At 53.3% G+C, this 18,681-nt stretch carries 15 protein-coding genes; 6 read left to right on the top strand and 9 right to left on the bottom strand.

Going from position 1 to position 18,681, the window contains the following annotated elements:
- Positions 1-244: 244 nt before the first annotated feature.
- Positions 245-1,714: a DHA2 family efflux MFS transporter permease subunit gene (locus AC506A_RS22515; RefSeq protein ID WP_495463239.1), complete on the bottom strand. Its 1,470-nt coding sequence runs from the start codon at positions 1,712-1,714 to the stop codon at positions 245-247.
- 158 nt (positions 1,715-1,872) lie between these two features.
- Between AC506A_RS22515 and AC506A_RS22510 the strand changes: the two genes are divergently transcribed.
- Entirely contained in the window at positions 1,873-2,406 is a 534-nt protein-coding gene (locus AC506A_RS22510) for a PadR family transcriptional regulator (protein ID WP_495463238.1), read from the top strand.
- Between the two features lie 173 nt (positions 2,407-2,579).
- Positions 2,580-5,879, top strand: a complete 3,300-nt coding sequence (locus AC506A_RS22505) for a DEAD/DEAH box helicase (protein WP_495463237.1) — start codon at positions 2,580-2,582, stop codon at positions 5,877-5,879.
- Positions 5,880-5,960: 81 nt separating this feature from the next.
- Here the strand turns inward: AC506A_RS22505 and AC506A_RS22500 are convergent, their stop codons facing one another.
- Positions 5,961-6,350, bottom strand: coding sequence for a VOC family protein (locus tag AC506A_RS22500; protein WP_495463236.1), 390 nt, complete (start codon positions 6,348-6,350; stop codon positions 5,961-5,963).
- Positions 6,351-6,392: 42 nt separating this feature from the next.
- Positions 6,393-7,565 (bottom strand): WD40/YVTN/BNR-like repeat-containing protein, encoded by a 1,173-nt coding sequence (locus AC506A_RS22495; RefSeq protein WP_495463235.1) that lies wholly within the window; start codon positions 7,563-7,565, stop codon positions 6,393-6,395.
- Between the two features lie 187 nt (positions 7,566-7,752).
- Here AC506A_RS22495 and AC506A_RS22490 point away from each other — a divergent pair, with 187 nt between their 5' ends.
- Complete coding sequence (locus tag AC506A_RS22490) at positions 7,753-7,998, top strand: hypothetical protein (protein WP_495463234.1); 246 nt, start codon at positions 7,753-7,755, stop codon at positions 7,996-7,998.
- A 106-nt stretch (positions 7,999-8,104) separates the two neighbouring features.
- Here the strand turns inward: AC506A_RS22490 and AC506A_RS22485 are convergent, their stop codons facing one another.
- Entirely contained in the window at positions 8,105-8,653 is a 549-nt protein-coding gene (locus AC506A_RS22485; protein ID WP_495463233.1) for a hypothetical protein, read from the bottom strand.
- 430 nt (positions 8,654-9,083) lie between these two features.
- Here AC506A_RS22485 and AC506A_RS22480 point away from each other — a divergent pair, with 430 nt between their 5' ends.
- From AC506A_RS22480 to AC506A_RS22470, 3 genes are read left to right on the top strand one after another with little or no spacing between them, the layout of a single operon-like run.
- Positions 9,084-10,151: a LacI family DNA-binding transcriptional regulator gene (locus AC506A_RS22480; protein ID WP_495463232.1), complete on the top strand. Its 1,068-nt coding sequence runs from the start codon at positions 9,084-9,086 to the stop codon at positions 10,149-10,151.
- A gap of 8 nt (positions 10,152-10,159) precedes the next feature.
- Positions 10,160-12,532: an alpha-L-rhamnosidase-related protein gene (locus AC506A_RS22475; protein ID WP_495463231.1), complete on the top strand. Its 2,373-nt coding sequence runs from the start codon at positions 10,160-10,162 to the stop codon at positions 12,530-12,532.
- A 12-nt stretch (positions 12,533-12,544) separates the two neighbouring features.
- Complete coding sequence (locus AC506A_RS22470) at positions 12,545-12,859, top strand: TfoX/Sxy family protein (RefSeq protein ID WP_495463230.1); 315 nt, start codon at positions 12,545-12,547, stop codon at positions 12,857-12,859.
- 144 nt (positions 12,860-13,003) lie between these two features.
- Here the strand turns inward: AC506A_RS22470 and AC506A_RS22465 are convergent, their stop codons facing one another.
- From AC506A_RS22465 to AC506A_RS22445, 5 genes are all read right to left on the bottom strand, one after another.
- Positions 13,004-13,882, bottom strand: a complete 879-nt coding sequence (locus AC506A_RS22465; protein ID WP_495463229.1) for an ROK family protein — start codon at positions 13,880-13,882, stop codon at positions 13,004-13,006.
- A 93-nt stretch (positions 13,883-13,975) separates the two neighbouring features.
- Entirely contained in the window at positions 13,976-14,716 is a 741-nt protein-coding gene (locus tag AC506A_RS22460; RefSeq protein ID WP_495463228.1) for a hypothetical protein, read from the bottom strand.
- Complete coding sequence (locus tag AC506A_RS22455; RefSeq protein WP_495463227.1) at positions 14,709-15,998, bottom strand: M48 family metallopeptidase; 1,290 nt, start codon at positions 15,996-15,998, stop codon at positions 14,709-14,711. Before AC506A_RS22455 ends, AC506A_RS22460 begins: the two co-directional genes overlap by 8 nt.
- Before the next feature lie 100 nt (positions 15,999-16,098).
- The gene (locus AC506A_RS22450; RefSeq protein WP_495463226.1) at positions 16,099-17,184 is read right to left on the bottom strand and encodes a glycoside hydrolase family 172 protein; all 1,086 of its coding nucleotides are present in this window, start codon (positions 17,182-17,184) and stop codon (positions 16,099-16,101) included.
- 140 nt (positions 17,185-17,324) lie between these two features.
- Positions 17,325-18,680 (bottom strand): ABC transporter substrate-binding protein, encoded by a 1,356-nt coding sequence (locus AC506A_RS22445; protein ID WP_495463225.1) that lies wholly within the window; start codon positions 18,678-18,680, stop codon positions 17,325-17,327.
- Position 18,681: the final 1 nt, after the last annotated feature.

Below are 18,681 nucleotides of genomic sequence, written 5' to 3'. Positions count from 1 at the left end.
TGGAGGTCTTATTTGCGCTCAAATAGCGGCCAAAAAAATCTAACGAACCCACAGGGCCTTATTTAGTGGATTTGGGGTCTATTTGGGCTCATTTTCACCAAATAAGACCTCCTGGGTTCGTTAGAATTTAGAAACCCCGATTTTGGGCCGAATAAGGCCTCTGTGGTTCGTTAGAGCAGTGAGCGCAAAAAAGCCTCCCCATCGTCTCATCAGACAACGGAGAGGCTTACTTTCAATTGACGGGCTATGCGGACGCCGATTGGGGTTCTTCCACTACAGCAATCTTCTGCTGCTTCGCTTTGCCGACGAACAGCGCTAGCGGGAATGCAACAGCAGCAATTAATGTAGCGAGCAGATACACGTCGTTGACACTCATCGTGAATGCCATATTGGCGATGTGCAGCTCGTTCGTATCGCCGGCCATCGCTAAGTTCGTGCCGTGCGTAACCGAACGCGAGGCAAGCAGCGTCGTGAAGATCGCAATCGCGAAGGACCCGAATACGTTACGCGTCCAGTTGGAGATCGAAGAAGCATGACCAACCAGATGACGCGGGATTTGCTCCATCGCCGCATTGCTGGCAGGCATCATAACCATCGCGATACCCAAGTTCCGTACCGTCATCCACCAGAGGATGTAGGAATGGGAAACGTCGATACTCAGCCAGCTAAGCGTCAGCGTACCGATCGCAAGCAGCGGAATCCCAATCGCCATCAACCAGCGTGGTCCAACCATCCCATACAATTTGCCGACAATAGGCATAATAAGCGCCATAGCCAAGGAGGCTGGAAGCAGGATCAATCCTGTATCCATTGCGGATACATGCTGAATGCGCTGCAGGAAGATTGGCGTCAGGAATGTACCGGAGTACAAACTGATCGTCAGAACGATCGTGATAATTAAGTTTAGCGTATAACGCCCATTCTTAAATACGCGCAGATCAAGCAGCGGAGTATCGGTTCGCAATTCCTGCCAAATGAACAGCACCAGCGTTACGGCGCCTACAATGAGAAGCGAAATAATGCGAGCCGAGTCCCAGCCCCAGTTGTGACCTTGACCAAGCGCAAGCAGCAACGAAGAACTGCTGACAAGGACGGTCACGAATCCGAAGCCATCGAAACTCTTCGGCACGCTGAGACGATAATAAGGAATAAAGGCAAACACCAACACAATCGAGATCAAGCCAATCGGAATGTTCATCAAGAACAGCCACTGCCAAGCAAAATTCTCGAGCAGCCAGCCGCTGAACGTTGGTCCGATCGCCGGTGCCATCATCGCCGCGAGCGACCACAGCGCAATCGCCATCGCTTGTTTCTCACGCGGAACGACTTGATAGATAATAGCCATCGATGCCGGCAAGATCAAGCCGCTGAATGCACCTTGCATAACCCTGAAAGCGATAAGCGAATATTCGTCCCATGAAGCGGCACACAGAATAGAAGCAACAACGAATCCAATAAGTGCGAATAAATAAAGCCGCTTATAGCTGAATTTTTCTCCCAAATAACCGACAATCGGGGCTAACGTGCCCATTGCCAGCATAAATCCGGTCAGCGTCCATTGGATGGAGCTAAGCGTCGTATGGAAATGATCCTGCAAAATCGGCAGCGCGATATTAATCGTACTCGACGCCAACACACACAAAAAAGAGCCGACAAAGATCGCCGTCATAATCGGCCAAAACTTCACTTTGTCCTGCTGCTCCTGTTCAGTCAACTTGTTTTCCCCCTCAATACCAGACCATCTTTCCCCAACTGGCACCTCTACCGGCGCTAGTTGCATATATGTCGGTATTTACATATAATCAAAGCCAATGACAATCATATATCACTCCCAGGGATATGTCAAAACTTACGTATGGAAAGGGACTGCCTATGAATACCCTTGCTTACGGACTCCTTAGTTTTCTCGCCTATTCACCTGATTCAGGTTACGATCTGATGTTGAAAATCCAGTCCTGTTGGCCGGCCAAGCACAGTCAAATTTATCCGCTCCTTTCCCAAATGGAAGGCGACGGCTACGTTCGGCATGTGCTCGTCACCCAGACGGACAAGCCGGATAAGAAGGTGTACTCGATAACCGATACAGGCCGGGACGCGCTTCGCGCATGGCTGTCTGTGCCTGCGAACGAACCGGTAACACGTGATGAATTAACGCTCAAAATCTTCGCCATGGATCAAGGCAATTTGGCTGATAGCAAGCGCCAGCTTGAGCTTCGCGTCAACTACTGCCGCGACCGCCTGCACTGGCTGGATCGTAAAATCGAATTCTATTCCACCAAGGAACCCGCTCCTTCACGGGGCATGCGACTCCTGATGCAAAGAGGTCGGTTCTCCATCCAGTCTGATCTGAGCTGGGCGGAATGGGCGCTTGAACAACTGCAAGACGAACTGCAAGAAGAATCGTAACACAAGAAGAGCTGAGTTCCTGCTGACAGCAAGCGTCAGGGATTCAGCTCTTTTTACTATTGTGATGCAATAAACTGGTGCAGCCGTTATCAAAACGGTTATGATGCTGATAGAGCTTCATTAGCAGACCCCTTGCCCCGGGCAAGGTGAGTAGGGAAAGGAACATACCGCACATGAGCTACCATCTTACGCAGTCCGCTATCTTCTCCATGTGCGGGCAGCTTTCTTATAAGAAAGGGGAAGCCGCCTTCCGAAGCCGGAAAGTGGCGATTACCTATTACGATCCGGACGCCGCACGATGCGAGGCGACAGTCAAGCTGCAGGAGACATTCGAGGTTGGCATCCGTATCGATGACGACGGCGATGTCGCCGCCAAATGCACCTGTCCTTCCTTGTCTTCCTACGACAAATATTGTTCTCATATTGCCGCCGTCCTATTGCTCTTATACGATGCGCAGCAGAGCGGCCGAGCTCCGGGTGGACATGCAGCAGGCTCCGGCTCCGGCTCAGGCTTAGTCACCGCCGATGAGCCAGCCGCAACGAACGGCGAGCTTGCCCGCGAGCTGCTCTCGATGTTCGCGCCTGCCGGTGCTCGCAGACCAATCAGCGGAGCCCAGACTCGGTTCGATACCCGCGAGCCGCTTGCCGCAACCTTCATCTGTAAACCGTTCACCTATAGCGGGGGCAAGATTCTGCTCGGCATCGAACTGAAGGTCGGAACGAAGCGGCCGTTCATCGTACAGCAAGTACGCGATTTTCTCCGTCATATCGAGCTTAGCGAATCATTTGCGATATCCAAATCGTTCATCTACGACCCACTGCAGCACAGCTTCCTGCCCCAAGATTTCGAGGTCATAAAGCAGCTTATTGAGGTGCTGCGGCAGGAACGCCTGTACCAGGAAACGTCCAGCGTCTATGCTGTGCATGCGGCTCCGCTCAGCGGCCAGCGGATGCTTCCGATCCCGCCTGGCGCTTGGAAGTCTCTTCTCGCTGCATTGACAGGTGCGCCATCGACGATGCTCGAACAAGACAATACCGTTTATCCCGCTATCCTCATTTCGGATCAGCGGATTCCGCTGACATTCGATCTTCAGCAGCTTAGTGATGAGCGGGGCAGCTATCATATTCATGCACAAGGCTTGGACCAACTGACCGTCATCGAAGCCTATGGACTTGTTCTCGCCGAAGGCAGCCTAATCGAACTGCCGCCTGCTGCTTGCCGCAGGCTAGCCGAGCTGAAGCAGCTGCAAGAACGCTCAGCGCTCCCATATATCCCGATTTTGCCGGAACAAATCGAGCCCTTCATGGAACGCGTCGTGCCGGAGCTGCTGAAGCTCGGCAGTGTCCATATCGCGGAAGACGTATCGCGCCGCATCACGCAGCGGCCGCTTAAAGCCAAGCTGTTCCTCGACCGTGTTCGGGACAGGCTCCTGGCTGCACTTGAATTCCATTATGGCGATCTCATCATTAATCCGCTGGAATCGGAGAGCGAAGTTCGTACAGACGGGCCGATTCTGGTGCGCGATGGGGAACAGGAACGCCAAATCCTCACACTCATGGAGGAGGCCTCCTTCGCCAAGACGGAAGCCGGCTACTTCTTAGGTGATGAAGAAAGTGAATATCATTTCCTCTACCATGTCGTGCCTCAGCTGGAGAAGCTGCTAACGGTGCATGCCACTTCGGCTGTGCGCACACGCATCCATACGGGAAGTGTGCCGCCGATTGTGAAGGTGCAGTTCAATGAACGGACGAATTGGCTGGATTTCAAATTCGATATCGAGGGAATACCCGAAGCCGAAATTCGCAAGCTGCTTAAATCGATCGAGGAGAAAAGAAAGTTTCACCGCCTGGCAACCGGTGCCCTAATGCCGCTTGAGACGGAGGCGATGCAGGAAATTATCCGCATGATCAATGAAGCTCGTTTTACGCTGAAGGATCTGCGTGATTCCGGCATTTCCATTCCGCTCTTCCGCGGCCTGCATCTGATGGATACACCGAGGCAAGGCAGCTCGGTCAAGCTTGATAAGCCGCTCAGACAGCTCCTAGAGAACCTTCGAAATCCCGACAACCTGGACTTCGAGATTCCGGAAGGGATGACAGGTGTGCTGCGTGACTATCAGATCTATGGCTACCAATGGATGCGAACGCTGGCGCGTTATGGCTTCGGCGGAATTCTTGCAGACGATATGGGGCTTGGCAAGACGGTGCAGGCTATCGCTTTTCTACAATCATTCCTACCGGTCATTCGGGAAGAACGGATACCGGCACTTATCGTCGCTCCCGCCTCCATCACCTACAACTGGCGCAATGAGCTGCGTAAATTCGCGCCGGATCTTCGCGTAGCCATTGTTGACGGCACGAAGCATGAACGAGATGCTATTTTGCGGAGAGACTCTACGCCTGATGTCTTGATTACGTCGTATCCGCTGCTAAGGCGGGACATCGAAGCTTATGCGGGAATGTCCTTTCACACCTTGATTCTGGATGAGGCGCAAGCTTTCAAGAATTACACCACCCAGACAGCGCAAAGCGTTAAGCTGCTGCAGGCCCGCCATCGCTTTGCTTTAACGGGGACGCCGGTCGAGAATCGGCTGGAGGATCTATGGTCGATTTTCGATGCCGTGTGCCCGGAGCTCTTCCCGGCAAGACGCGCATTCGGCGATCTGCCGCGCGAAGTAGTCGCGAAGCGTTCGCGTCCGTTCTTGCTGCGCCGCGTAAAGACCGACGTCTTGAAGGAGCTGCCGGAGAAGATCGAGTCCACGCAGGTGTCGAAGCTGCTGCCGGAGCAGAAGAAGCTGTATGCAGCCTATCTCGCCAAGCTTCGCGAAGAGACGCTGAAGCATCTGAACAAAGATACGCTGCATAAGAATCGGATCAGGATCTTGGCCGGCCTCACTCGGCTGCGCCAGTTATGCTGCCACCCTGCCCTCTTCATCGAGGACTACTCGGGCAGCTCTGCCAAGCTGGAGCAGCTGCTTGAGCTGATCGAGGAATGCCGAGAAGCAGGCAAGCGGCTGCTCGTGTTCTCCCAGTTTGTTGAAATGCTGAAGATCATCAAGCTGGAAATGCATCGGCGCGAAATTCCCCATTTCTACCTGGATGGCAGCACTCCGTCTTCGGAGCGTGCTGAGCTGAGCACCAGATTTAACGAAGGCGAACGGGATCTGTTTCTCATCTCGCTTAAAGCCGGAGGTACGGGGCTTAACCTCACGGGTGCAGACACCGTCATTCTGTATGACCTCTGGTGGAACCCTGCCGTAGAGCAGCAGGCCGCGGACCGCGCTCATCGCATCGGACAGAAGAAGGTCGTCCAAGTCATCCGACTTGTCTCGGAAGGCACGGTCGAAGACAAAATGTACGAGCTGCAGCAGCGCAAGAAAAACCTCATCGACGAGGTCATTCAACCTGGTCAAGAGGCGCTCTCTGCCCTCACCGCCGAGGAAATTCAGGAGCTGCTCATGGTGGAAGGATAGAGACACCATAACTAGAAAAAGGCCGACTCCCATGCGTGAACGTCATCGACGTTACGCGTGATAGTCGGCCTTAACTTTTGCTCATGCATCCTGCCGTGCGGCATTCAGCTCAATCACATTATGATCGGGATCGAGCAGGAAAATCTGGGAGAAGCCCGTGATACTGTTGCGGTTGTGGCGATGCGGAATGCCGCACTCATTCAGCCAATCGATCGTTTCGTCGAAGTCAGCTACGCGAATCGCAAAATGCCCATCCCGCGTATCAATGCCCCCGCTGCGCTTCGTCTCGCCTTCATGCACGAGCAGGTGCAGCTGCTGGCCGCCGCTGCCAACGGCATACCATGCCCCTTCAAAATCAAACGCCGGCCGCTGAATTTCCTGCAAGCCGATTACATCCCGATAAAATGCCTTAGCTCGCTCGATATCGGTCACGATCAAGCTGACATGATGAACGCCCTCGTGGTGAATCATCGCGCTCGTTCACCGCCTTTTTTGCTCCCATTATATCATCAATTATTGAGGTTCTGGCAGTGAAAATCGTTTCGCCCATGTCTTCCCGCCGTCAACGGTCCGATAGACACCGGACTTCGAGAGGCTCGTTACCGCCAGATAGCCAGTCGTCGAGGACACGAACGAAAGCTTCCCTTCATATCCCGGCGCGGCCGCGGGCAAATTGCTCCATGTCTTCCCATTATCGAGTGAACGGCCGAATTGCAGCTCATCCATCGCGCCGCTTCCGGCAACAAGGAATGCCGCTTTGCTTCCGATGACAGCCATATCTGTCGGCCTTCCCGCTGGTCCGACAAGCTTACCCTCGGGGGCAACCGGCCCCGGCGCCGGTCCGCCTCCCGCTGTAGGACGCGAGATCACTTGCTTCCAGTGCGCACCTGCATCCGTGGTATGGAACAGCGAGTACGACGTCTGGGACATCCCGGAATCGCCATACAGCAGCACCCAAATATCCGCGCTGTCCGTTCCATAGATGGCTCCGCCGTAATTGACTGCCGCTTTTACCTTGAGTGAATCGGTCCAGTGGCGACCGCCGTCAATCGTGCGCTTCACCTCATAACCACCGGCTGCCAGCACCGTAATCACCCAGCCCTTATCCTCCGTTATGAAATGAACATAGCGGGAATTGGGCGGTGTCGTCACCTTGGTCCATGTCTGTCCGCCATTGGTCGTCTTGAAGGTGAAGGCGCGCGTAAATCCATAACCGACCTTTTCGCTCAGAAAATCAATCCGATCAAAACCATACTGCCCTGTCGGTACCCACGTATAGCTGGATCCGCCATTTGTCGTCTTCAGCAGCGTATTCTGCTTCGTTGCACTCGTCTTCGCAAGCACGTAGCCGACCGAATTGGTCAAGAACTCGAGCTGGTTGAAGCTCAGCTTGCCTGTGTTATAGATCGCCTGCCAGTGACAGCCGCCGTCTGATGTCCCGATCATGAAGCCGTTCCCGGCCGCGCGTCCGATGTTGGCGCCTAAGAACTGGATTGCCTGCATGTGCGGAGCGTCTGTGTCCTTCATTGCCATTAAGGAAAGCCCGTGGTCGTCGGTTCTGCAGGCTGCAGCAGACTCTGCCGGTGCAGTTACCGCCTTTGCAGAAGCATTATAGCCCGGCACCAGTAAGGATGTCCCCAGCAGTACGGCCATGGCCAGCATCGCCAATCTTGTTCCTCTTCCCATCGTCATCACCTCATATTCGTTGATTACCCAACTTGCCCCATTCTCTATCTCTACCTATGACGAGCGAACGAAGCAACCAGTTGCAGGACATTGGACCAAAAGCTAACACAGCTTTTACAATTCTCACATCTTCCTCTAATCATTCCTTGCTATACTGGGTTCAAATAAACCACGAAGGAGCTGCACCATGTCCACGTCTTTGAATGCCATCATCTATACCACAAAGTTAAGCGAAAGTGACACCATGACCAACAAACTGATTTATCAGGTCAAACAAAATCAGCTGTCAGATAGAGAGCTAAACAAGCTGCAAGCCCGCTGCAGTAAAGAACTAATTGATTTACGTAACGAACTGAACGTCCTGCTTCAAGAGCTTCGCATGATCGCAGATCGCAATACGGACAAGCCCCTTTCCCCTTCGAAAGCTGCCTAATCTTCATCCTCATCCTTTTCGAACTGCCTGCCCCTCCCACAACTAAACCCTGACTAAGCCAAAACAAGCCCTCGATCACATGTGCCGATCGGGGCTTGTTTGCATGTTATTCGCCTGCTATATCCCAACGATGGCGATACTGCTCCAGCTTGGGATGCAGCGCTTGCGACGGTTTAGAAGCAAGCAGCAGTCTTAATTTCACGATCCACTCCTCGAAAGAAGAGTAAGAGGCGAACAAATTAGCCGTCTCCGGTGTGACATACAAGAAATAAGGAGAGGGGTAGGACTCTGCCAGATGGCGCAGTGCCGCCTCGATCGGCGTATACTTCTTCCGCTTGCCCTCCAGCCCCTCTATGCTAATGGTTAACCCGCGGCCAACCTCATGCCCGGCCTCAAGCTCGCGCTTCCAGTCATGCAGCCGATCCAGCCTTTTATAGTAAGGAAGTACGTTTTCCTTCGTCATCCGTCTGATCGTCTCTTCATGCAGCGGGTACAGCACCAGCTTGGCAAAACGAAGCTTCACCGCTGTTTCCACGACAAATGATAGACTTTCGTTTGACATCCGCTGGAAGGAATCGTACACAATCATCGTCCCTTTCAACTGCTCCTTAGGCGGCTCGTAGCCATATGGAACGGTTTGAGCGATTCGGTCCACCTCGATCTCCTCCCTTTCCCAGGTACTCTTTACCAGTATGCAGTACAGAGTATACCCTGGCAATTATGAAATCATGTCGCACTTGTGCTAAAGGCCACTCACTCTAACGAATCGTAGAGGCCTTATTTGCCCGAAAATAGCCCCTTTTCAGGATTCGTTAGATTTTCAAGCTCGCTCATTTGGTTGAAATAAGACCTCTGAGATTCGTTAGAGCGTACTAGGTGACAGCGCTTGCCTCTGCACCTATCACTAGCTATGCCGCCGCGAGAAATGGACGCCGCGGAACAGCTCCTTCAGCAGCCATGTCTCCCCATGTAAAGCGCATTCCGCTCTGCTCCACCCTCATTTCTCATAGCAAATCCATTTATTGACGCTCTAAGTTCCGTATGCTACGTTACCCCTATAAAAACGTTTTTAGAGGGTGCGAGCGATGAAGAAATCAGACCGCAGCGTCACGATCAAAGATATTGCGCGAGAAGCCGGAGTATCGATTTCTACGGTTTCTTTCGCCTTTAATGGTACCGCTCCTGTCGCACCCGAAACGAAGGAACGCATCTTCGAAGTGATCAAACGGCTGAACTATCAGCCCAACTCTGCTGCCCGCGGCCTTGTTACTCGCAAAACGAACAATATCTGTTTATTTACGCCTCATCCTGCTTCACATTTCTTCTCCTTTGCAGGCAATAGCGTGTTTCCCCACCTGCTGCAAGGCATCGGCGAAATTCTGGATCACAAAGATTACAATCTGCTTATCTCCTGGGATAACCTTGGCCATAAAGCCAAAACGCCGAAGCTCATCAAGCTGATGCGTGAGCGTGCCATGGACGGCGTGCTGATCTGCCTGCCCAGTCACGATTCCTCCGTCATCGAGGAGCTGCTCGAGCATCATTTTCCCGTCGTCATTATTGGCAGCAACGGACTGAAGAACCAGGTCAACTCCGTCGACGTCGATAATTACGATATTGCCTACCGCAATGTGCAGCATTTGCTTGCTCTCGGACATACCCGAATCGCCTTCATCAGTCCGGGACCGCTCGAATTTCTCGTGTGCGAGGACCGGCTTGAAGGTTACCGCGACGCACTAGAAGAGGCGGGAATTCGGTACCGCGACGAGTATCTGTTTATCGGTGATGAGCATGAACGAAGCGGCTTCAACGCTACGGATGCTTTTCTTAGCTTAAAGGAGCCGCCGACAGCCATCGTATCCGGTCGGGATACGCAAGCTGTCGGGGTGTACGAATACGCGAGTGAGCATGGCATCTCCATCCCGGATGACCTGGCACTCATCAGCTTCGAGAACTCCGAGCTTGCCGAGAAATACAGCATCTCATCAGTGACAACAGATCTGCATGAAATCGGCAAGGAAGGCGCGAGACTCCTCTATAAACTGCTCACACGCAAGAAAGAACGCAGCGCTCAGAATATCGTCATCCCCTCGGAACTCATTATTAGGTCCAGCTGTGGCGGTACGAATCAGATAAACCATTCCCGGAGGTAGAATTCCATATGTTTCAATTCGCACGGCCTATTTGGCCGGAAGGGCTAGAGAAGGAAATGAATATTACCGGCGGCTTCAGAGCTCCATTTCAGGTGAGCGCTGCACCCGGATCCGTACGCCGACTCGTGAGGGTCACGGCTTCCTCCCGTTATCGTATTTATGTGAACGGGCATTTCTGCGGGCATGGCCCTGCGGCAGGACCGCATGACTATTACCGCGTGGATGAATGGGAGCTCTCGCCGGATGTCGTGCAGGAAGGCGTAAACATCGTCGTCATCGAAGCAGCTGGCTACAATGTGAACAGCTTCTATACACTTGACCAGCCTTCTTTTGTCCAAGCCGAAATTGAAATTGATGGACGTATCGAGGCAGCCACTGGTAATCCGGCCCAAGGGTTCGACGTGTTCGTGCTGCCGGAACGTGTGCAGAAAGTACAGCGCTACAGCTTCCAGCGTGCTTTTATCGAGGCATACCGGTTGGATGCGCATGTCCATGAGTGGCGCACGAACGTCCAAGCGTTCCCTGCTTCCCATGCGGTTTGGCATCTTGCAGAAGAGAAGCAGCTGCTGCCGCGGCGGGTCAGCTATCCAGACTTTACAGTCAAAGCCCCGTCTGCAATCGCTGCGACCGGTACTGTTGCGAAACGCTCAGATGTTGATGCCCCTTGGCGGGACCGCGCGCTAAGCGAAATCGGCCCGAATCTCAAAGGCTTCGAAATCGGCGAACTTGCACTTCTGCCTACCGATGAGCTCGGTGAGTTAGTGACGAGCTGGCGGGATAGCGAGGCTATTGTGTATGAAGGAAAACAGCAGCAGCAGCTTGGCACCCACGATACAACAGTTCTGGCATATGATCGCAATTTAACCGGGTTTATTGGCGTCCAATTCTCTTGCGAGCGCGCTTCGCGAATTGCGATTACATTCGATGAGATTCTCTCGAACGGCGATGTCGATCATTTGAGGTTGGAATGCTCTAACGTCATCTATCTGACCTGTGAACCTGGCGCTTATACCTTCGAGTCGATTGAGCCGTATACGCTGAAATATATGAAGATTATCGTTCTCGACGGCGACTGCCTTCTCTCCGGCTGCTCCTTGCGAGAATATGCCAATCCCGATGCGGATCGCGCCGAGTTCAGCAGCTCCGATGAGGCGCTGAATGCCATCTTCGAAGCAGCGCGGGAGTCGTTTCGCCAGAATGCCGTAGATATTTTCATGGACTGCCCTTCTCGCGAACGAGCAGGCTGGTTATGCGACAGCTTCTTCACCGCTCGTGTGGAAGCCGATCTGACCGGACGCTCCGTCATCGAGCACAACTTCCTGGAGAATTTCTTGCAGCCGGAGCACTTCGCTCACCTGCCGGAGGGGATGCTGCCGATGTGTTATCCTGCAGATCATTACAGCGGTGAATTCATTCCCAACTGGGCGCTGTGGTTCATCATCCAGCTGGAGGAATTCCGTTTCCGCGGCGGAGATGAAGCGCTTATCCGTTCGCTGGAGCCGCGAGTGGATGCGCTTCTGCGATATTTTCAAGGCTTCCATAATGAGTTTGGGCTGCTTGAGAATTTGGAGAGCTGGGTGTTCATCGAATGGTCGAAGGCAAACAGCTTTGTTAGCGGCATTAACTTCCCTTCCAACATGCTCTACGCCGGAGCGTTAGAGGCAGCAGGAAGACTTTATAGTAATGAAGACTATTTGGCGCAGGGGGCCGCACTCAAACAGATCATCCGAGAATTCTCGTTTGATGGGCAGTTCTTCGTCGATCAGGCGATTGAGAATGCGGACGGCGAAATCGAAATGACCGACAACCGCACTGAGGTGTGCCAGTACTACGCCGCCTTCTTCGGGATTGCGGATGCCGAGGAGCAGCGCGAGTGGTATGCGAGCCTCGTTCACGATTTCAGCCCGAGCCGTGGCGCGGATGAGCCGACAATCGCCGATATTCGTGAGATTCATCCCGCGAATGCGTTTATCGGCTACTATTTGCGCATGGAGCTGCTGTCTCAATTAGGCGCGTCCGTACAGCTGCTAGAGGAAATCAAAGCCTTCTTCGGAGTAATGGCCGAGCAAACCGGGACGCTCTGGGAGCATAATCGGACGACTGCCAGCTGCAATCACGGCTTTGCCTCTCATGTCGTACGCAGTCTCTACCGGGATGCACTCGGCATCGAGTCGCTGGATCTCAAGCATAATAAGCTGTCGATTGCCTTTACGGACACGACACTGCAGTCGTGCAGCGGGAAGCTTCCGACACCGGAAGGTCCTGTTGAGCTAGAATGGCGAATCGAGAATGGGGAGCTTCGTTATCGCATAACAGCACCGCCGCAGCTAGCGATCGAAGTACGTAATTTCAGCGGCAAACCGCTTGTTCGCGAGGAATAGGAGGAACGGATTTTGTCTCACTATGAGGAGAAGTACAACGAGATCGGCGACCAACTGGTTCTGAGCGATGAAGTCGTGAAGGGCAGCATGTTCGGTGCAAAATGTTTGAAAATCAACAAGAAAGCATTCGCCATGTTCCATCGTGGCAACATGGTCTTCAAGCTGCCCGCGGACAACGGCGCCGCAGCTTTGGAAGGCGCGGGGACATTCGAGCCGTCCCCCGGGAAGGCGATGAAAGGCTGGATCCAAGTCCCGCCTGACCACGCGGATCAGTGGGAAGAGCTTTCAAGCAGCGCACTGCGCTATGTACGCTCGCTGAGCGAGTAATGCAATAGTATGCTTTTCGCACCTGGAACACCCCGTAGTGCTACGCGCGATGTCCTCGAACGGAGACGTCAATCTCCCCCGAAGCAAAACAAAAGCTGTCCCACAAGTCGACTTATCGACTTGTGGGGCAGCTTTTTCACATGCTTATTTCGCGCCAAACGCACGCAGACCAAGTGCCAACGCACCGCTCAAGCCCGCGTTATCGCCAAGACCCGGTGGCACGATGTACTCGTCGATACCGCCAAGCAAAGCTTCCGTGCTGACATAGCCGTTCAGGTTCTTGCGAACCTCCTCACGAATCATCGGGAACAGATGCTCCTGATGCATAACGCCGCCGCCTAGAATAATTCGCTTCGGCGACATGAGCAGAATCGCACTCGACACAGCCTGTCCGATATAGAAAGCCTCCATCGCCCAAGCCGGATGATCGATCCCAAGCTCGCTGCCCTTCACTTTCCATCTGCCCTCAAGCGCCGGTCCTGCGGCCATGCCTTCCAAGCAATCGCCATGATACGGGCAGAAGCCTTCATACGTATCCTCAGGATGACGACGCGTCAGCACATGTCCGCCTTCCGGATGAACCAGACCATGCACGAGCTTGCCTTCAGCATAGACGCCCACACCGATTCCGGTTCCGATCGTGTAATAAAGGCAGCTATCCAGTCCGGCAGCCGCGCCCCAAGTTGCTTCACCCAGTGCAGCCGCGTTTACATCTGTATCCCAGCCAAAAGGAACGTCAAACACCTTACGCAGCTCAGGCAGGAACGGATAGTTGCCCCAGCCCGGCTTTGGCGTAGTTGTTACATACCCGTATAACGGGCTGGCCGGATCAATATTAATCGGACCGAACGAGCCGACTCCGATTGCTTCTACTTCTTTCTCACGGAAATACGCGATGACGTTCGCCAGCGTCTTCTCCGGCTGTTCAGTCGGGAAGCTCACCCGATCCAGAATTTCGCCTTTCTCATTACCGATCCCGCAAACAAACTTCGTGCCTCCGGCTTCAACCGCTCCAATAAGCATGCTCCCTAGTTCCTCCCAGTCGTTGTGTCACCATGAATTGTTTTGTCTATTATGCAAAATAGCAAAAATTCCCCTGAACAGCAAGACATTGTTCTAGAGGACCCCGCTAAGCCAGCCCCAAACGGCCTGCAGCGTCAGCCATTGGTTGGATAAGCCCATCCGATTCGTGTAAGGAGCGTGCTCGCGAAAATAATCCGCATGTTTGCCTATAATCGGTACGCCGCATGATCCTGCCGGACCGTGCTTATCCTGCTGCCATACAGGCAGGAAACCTCGCCGACGACCTTGAACCCAGCCGCCGAATGTGCCCAGCCGGCTAATCGTATCAACCGCTCGGTCGCTAGCTGTGTCCGACTCCGCGGTGGCATGAACAAACAGCACCGATTGCCGCAGTTCCTGCGCAATGCGGCATCTGGGCGAGCCAATCATCACAACCGGGCTTGGCTGCCCGCCCTCTTGTTCATGCAGAAGCTTCGCCGCTTGCACGGCGGCTACGCCACCGCCGCTGTGGCCGATTAGAATCGTCCGGCCTCCATGCTGCCCGCGGCGAAGCCGTCCGGCCTGAATTTCCTCGAAGGCCCGCTTCCCCCCGATGGAACGAGCAGCACCTCGCGGGTTAAGCCTCATATCTCGCCCGATTTCCCAGAGCTGCGGGATAACGTTCCGGCTCCAATCCCCATAAGGAAAGAGCAGCTTAGATGCTGTAACCTCGTAGCCTTCTCGAGTCAGTATAGCATGCAGCGCAGCGCGAAAGCTCTCCATGAATTGCGGAGCGGTTGCTAGGCCGCTGAGCAAGTAGAGCGAAACTTCTCCTCTCTCAGAAGGATTACTCATGCGTCCCTTCCCCTTTATGCTCACGTTCGAATTTCATCGCCGCGGCAATCCGCTCCAGATCACTTGGATGCGTATCCCGGAACCAACGCACGAGCAGCGGCGGGTTAATATCACTAAGCGTAATGACCGCAGTCTTCTGTTGCATCGAGATAGAGCCGTCCGCACTATCGAGCAAATCCATCGCATACGCATCGGCTGCGGATTCCGCGCCACGCGAAACGAAATTGCTAACCGGCAGTGACGCGAAGGAAAGCACCGCGATAATAAGCAGCAAGAGCGGCAGAGCCGTCATATCCGAGCGACTGCGAATACCGAAGCGTTCTCCGTAGCGGCGAATACTCCATGTATACACCCAACCGCCGACTATAATAACGACAAGGGATGAACCGACAGCGCCTAGCGCGCTCCACTCTAAGTGATGCATCACATAGTGCCCCATCTCATGCGCCATGATGAGCAGAATCTCCTGCTCCGTCAGCTGTTTGAGCGTCGTGTCCCAGAGTACAATGCGTAATGATGAACCGATCCCTGTCACATAAGCGTTGATCGCATTCGTCTTGGTGGACATATCCGCCTCATACACGCGATCAGCCGGTATATCTGCTTTGGCAGCGAGCTCTAGAATACGTTCTTCCAGCTGCGGATTAGACAGCTCTGTAAAATGATTGTACAGCGGATCAATGACGACCGGCTGCACGTACATCATGAACACTGTGAACGGCACCGAGATCAGCCACAGCTTCAGCCACCATCTGCCTTTTCGCGAGAGAATCCAGAACGCGACCGCAGAGACTACCAGCAGCGTCACATACCCCACACCAAAGGCAACCAGCTTATCCCGGATCCATCCCGGCACGTGCTGCGTTGTAATGCCATATGACTTCGATAAGCTATACCCGAGCACGCGAAGCGGCAAATACAGCACGAATGAGGCTGCGTCGACAAGCAGCACGAAGATCGGAAAACGCACAACAAGCGGCAGACCTGTGCGTTCCAAAGCATCCCGCCAATAACGAGCTAAGCCGCCGAAGAGCAGAAACAAATAAATCAGCCATTCCCATGGCCCGCTAATGAAGAAAATCCAATTGCGCATCGCGTTTAACACCGCGCTGTCCTTCAATTGTTCCGCACTGAAGAATGTCGCCGGGTCGGCAGCGGTTCCGACGTAGCCGGTCGGTACATTATTCGGCGATGTAAACCAGACGTACACAGCCATCAAGACCGCATAGCCGGCTGTTATTGCGATCCATTTCCACAAACCAGCGAACTTACGCGAAGGCATAGCGATACCACCTGCTTTTCCAATGTTTAGGATGAGTTTATCATAGCATACAAAAGAAGCCGACTCATCTTGAGCCGGCTTCCATCCTAAAAAACACGAATTAAATAACTTCCCGCTCGTCATTCCCCGGTAAGGTTGGGAATGGCGCATGCGGTTCCGCTTGATACCAGAAGGTAGTCGAAGCGATATCGCTCTGCTGCGGCAAGTAGCGGCCGCCGGAACGCCAGCCCAGATCTTGAATCGTCACGCGCAGCTCGGACTCAAAGCGAATCGGATCCTGGATATGCCAGCGATACATGCCGAAACGCTGTTGGCTGCGATACAACCCGTCCGGTTTAATCACTTGGTGCATTCCGAGGAACGGCGTAGAGTAGACGCCGTATTGTCCCTGCGGATGCTCCCAGTTCCAAGCGCCGCCGAAATAATCCTCCGTACCTGTTCCGCAGATGGTCGGGAACTCACTGTCCCCGTCCATGAAGAACTTGATTTCGCCTTCACCCCACCAGCCGGTATTGTTTACCTGCCAAGCGAGGTACGTACCAACGTAATGGCCTTTACCTTTAACGCCGTCAATTAATGTATGAACATCCTTATAAGCAACCGGATTGCTTCTTCTCCACTGTGCATGGAAATAAGCCATATCCTCCGGCACTTCCGTCAGAGTGTAATCGATTTGATAGTATAGGACATGCTTATCCGTTGTCGAAGTATTCTCCATCGTAAGTCGTGCCGAGCCGCGGAAAGGCATTTGCCAGTAGCTGTTCATGCCCCCAGCCGGATTGACCGCAACCGGGAAGGAATTCACGTTGCAGCGCTCTTGCCAGCCATTGCAGAAGAAATCGCCGACAGGTACTTCCACGGAAGGCGTCTCTTCATTGTCCCAATAAATGCGGAAGATCATATTTTTCCACGAACCCGGATGGCAAGTTAGCCAAATATGTTGAATCGCCCCGGGGCCGGCAATTTCGCCCATCGTTAATGTTTCTCCCGCCGCGATTTCGACCGATGGCGATACTTTCCAGCCAACGCCTAAATCACGTGCACAGTTTGCGCCTGTACCCTCAGCAGCCATAGCGCCCTTGCCTGGCTCACCTGTAAAGTTCTCCGGACTAATCGACCTTGTCTTCGCATTCGACAGTCTTGCTAGGTTACCAATGCCTAAATCCAAACCATTAAAGTTATACAAGTCGCTGTACACTCCCCGCAATAGAATGAAAACGGTTTACTTTTTGTAACATGGCACCTATGCTACTCCCGCTTAGGACAAACTGTCAACGTTTTTTTACAAAAAAAGCAAGCCCACCCAATTGGCAGACCTGCTTCTTATTAACGCTGCATGAGCCCCTGCTGTTCCTTCCAGAAGGCATCCCACTCCGTCAGTGTTTCCTGTACCGTTGCTTCCCCGAGGAGCATCTGCTGTTCTGTTTTGGTCGAGCGTTTCTCCCATTCCAAATAACTTGGATACTGAATGGGCAATCGATAATACCTATACTTATCCGGATTGTTGTTCATTTCGATTAAAGGTTTATAGGGACCGGTCATAAAAAACGGATCAGATGCAGCAGTCGTATGAATCGGCACCAATCCGTACCGCTTGCCAAAGGAGATGTTCTGCTCCGGGCTCGACAGGTAGGCGATCAGCTTCCATGCCTCATTCTTATGCAGCGACTGTGTGGGAATTCCCCAGCCTGCTGCGCCGACTGTAATTAACGCTTTCCCGTTCGGTCCTGTGGGCATCGGGGCTGTAGCCCATGTGCCATGCGCCATCTTAGCCTGAAGCGTCTGAATGACATCCGAATCCTGAAGCAGCATCGCAGTCTGACCCGAGGTGAATGCCTTGACCTGCTCCTCAAAGCCAAAATACAGAGACTCCTCGGGCGAGGCATTCTTATAGAGCAATTCAAATAACGTAAGTGCCTGCTCCGCTTCAGGCGATGAATATGCACTCGTGCCGTCTTTACGGAATGCCCCGTCATCCAAATTCATCTGATCGCCATTGTACGTCCGAATCATCGTATCAAAGATCGAATTGGCTCCCTTCGCACCGCGGAAGGAGAAGCCATAGCGGTTCTTGGTGCGATCTGTCAGCTTCACTGCCGTTTCATACAGCTCCTGCCACGTTGCCGGCGGGGTCAGATTCTGACTGTCGAACCAATCCTTGCGATAATAAAGCTGCCGTTCATACAGCCCATTGGCCAGAAAATAAAGCTGCCCCTTCACACTGCCGACACCTAGCGGAATCTCTGCCACAGTCGAGAAATCCTTCCAGCCCGCAGCATACGTATCCAGGGGGTCTATGTACTGTTTACTCACATAAGAGGCAATATTAACATCTCGAACCTCGATAACGTCCAGATCTTGTTTTGCAGCCAGCATCGTTCGAATCGTCTCGTCCGCCTGGTCAAATGGAGGCGAGATGAGCTCCACATGAATCATGGGGTTCTCCGCCTCAAATTGAGCGATCTGCTCTTTCAAGATGCTCGTTCGCTGAGGGTTCGTTAGGCTTTCCATCATCTTGAGGGTAACCTTCTCTGCGGGGGAATCCGACTGGACAGGCAGGCTCATTGGACTGACATCTTCCGAACTCGGATTGTGCTTATTGCTGCAGCCTGCGATTATTATGGTTATCATCATCAATGCGTAAACAAACGGACGCAGCTTTCTACTAGGATAAACTCCCATA

This window comes from Paenibacillus sp. N22P23 (assembly GCF_059383735.1).
Note: the sequence above shows the minus strand (reverse complement) of the source record. Positions and strands in the feature narration are given on the sequence as shown.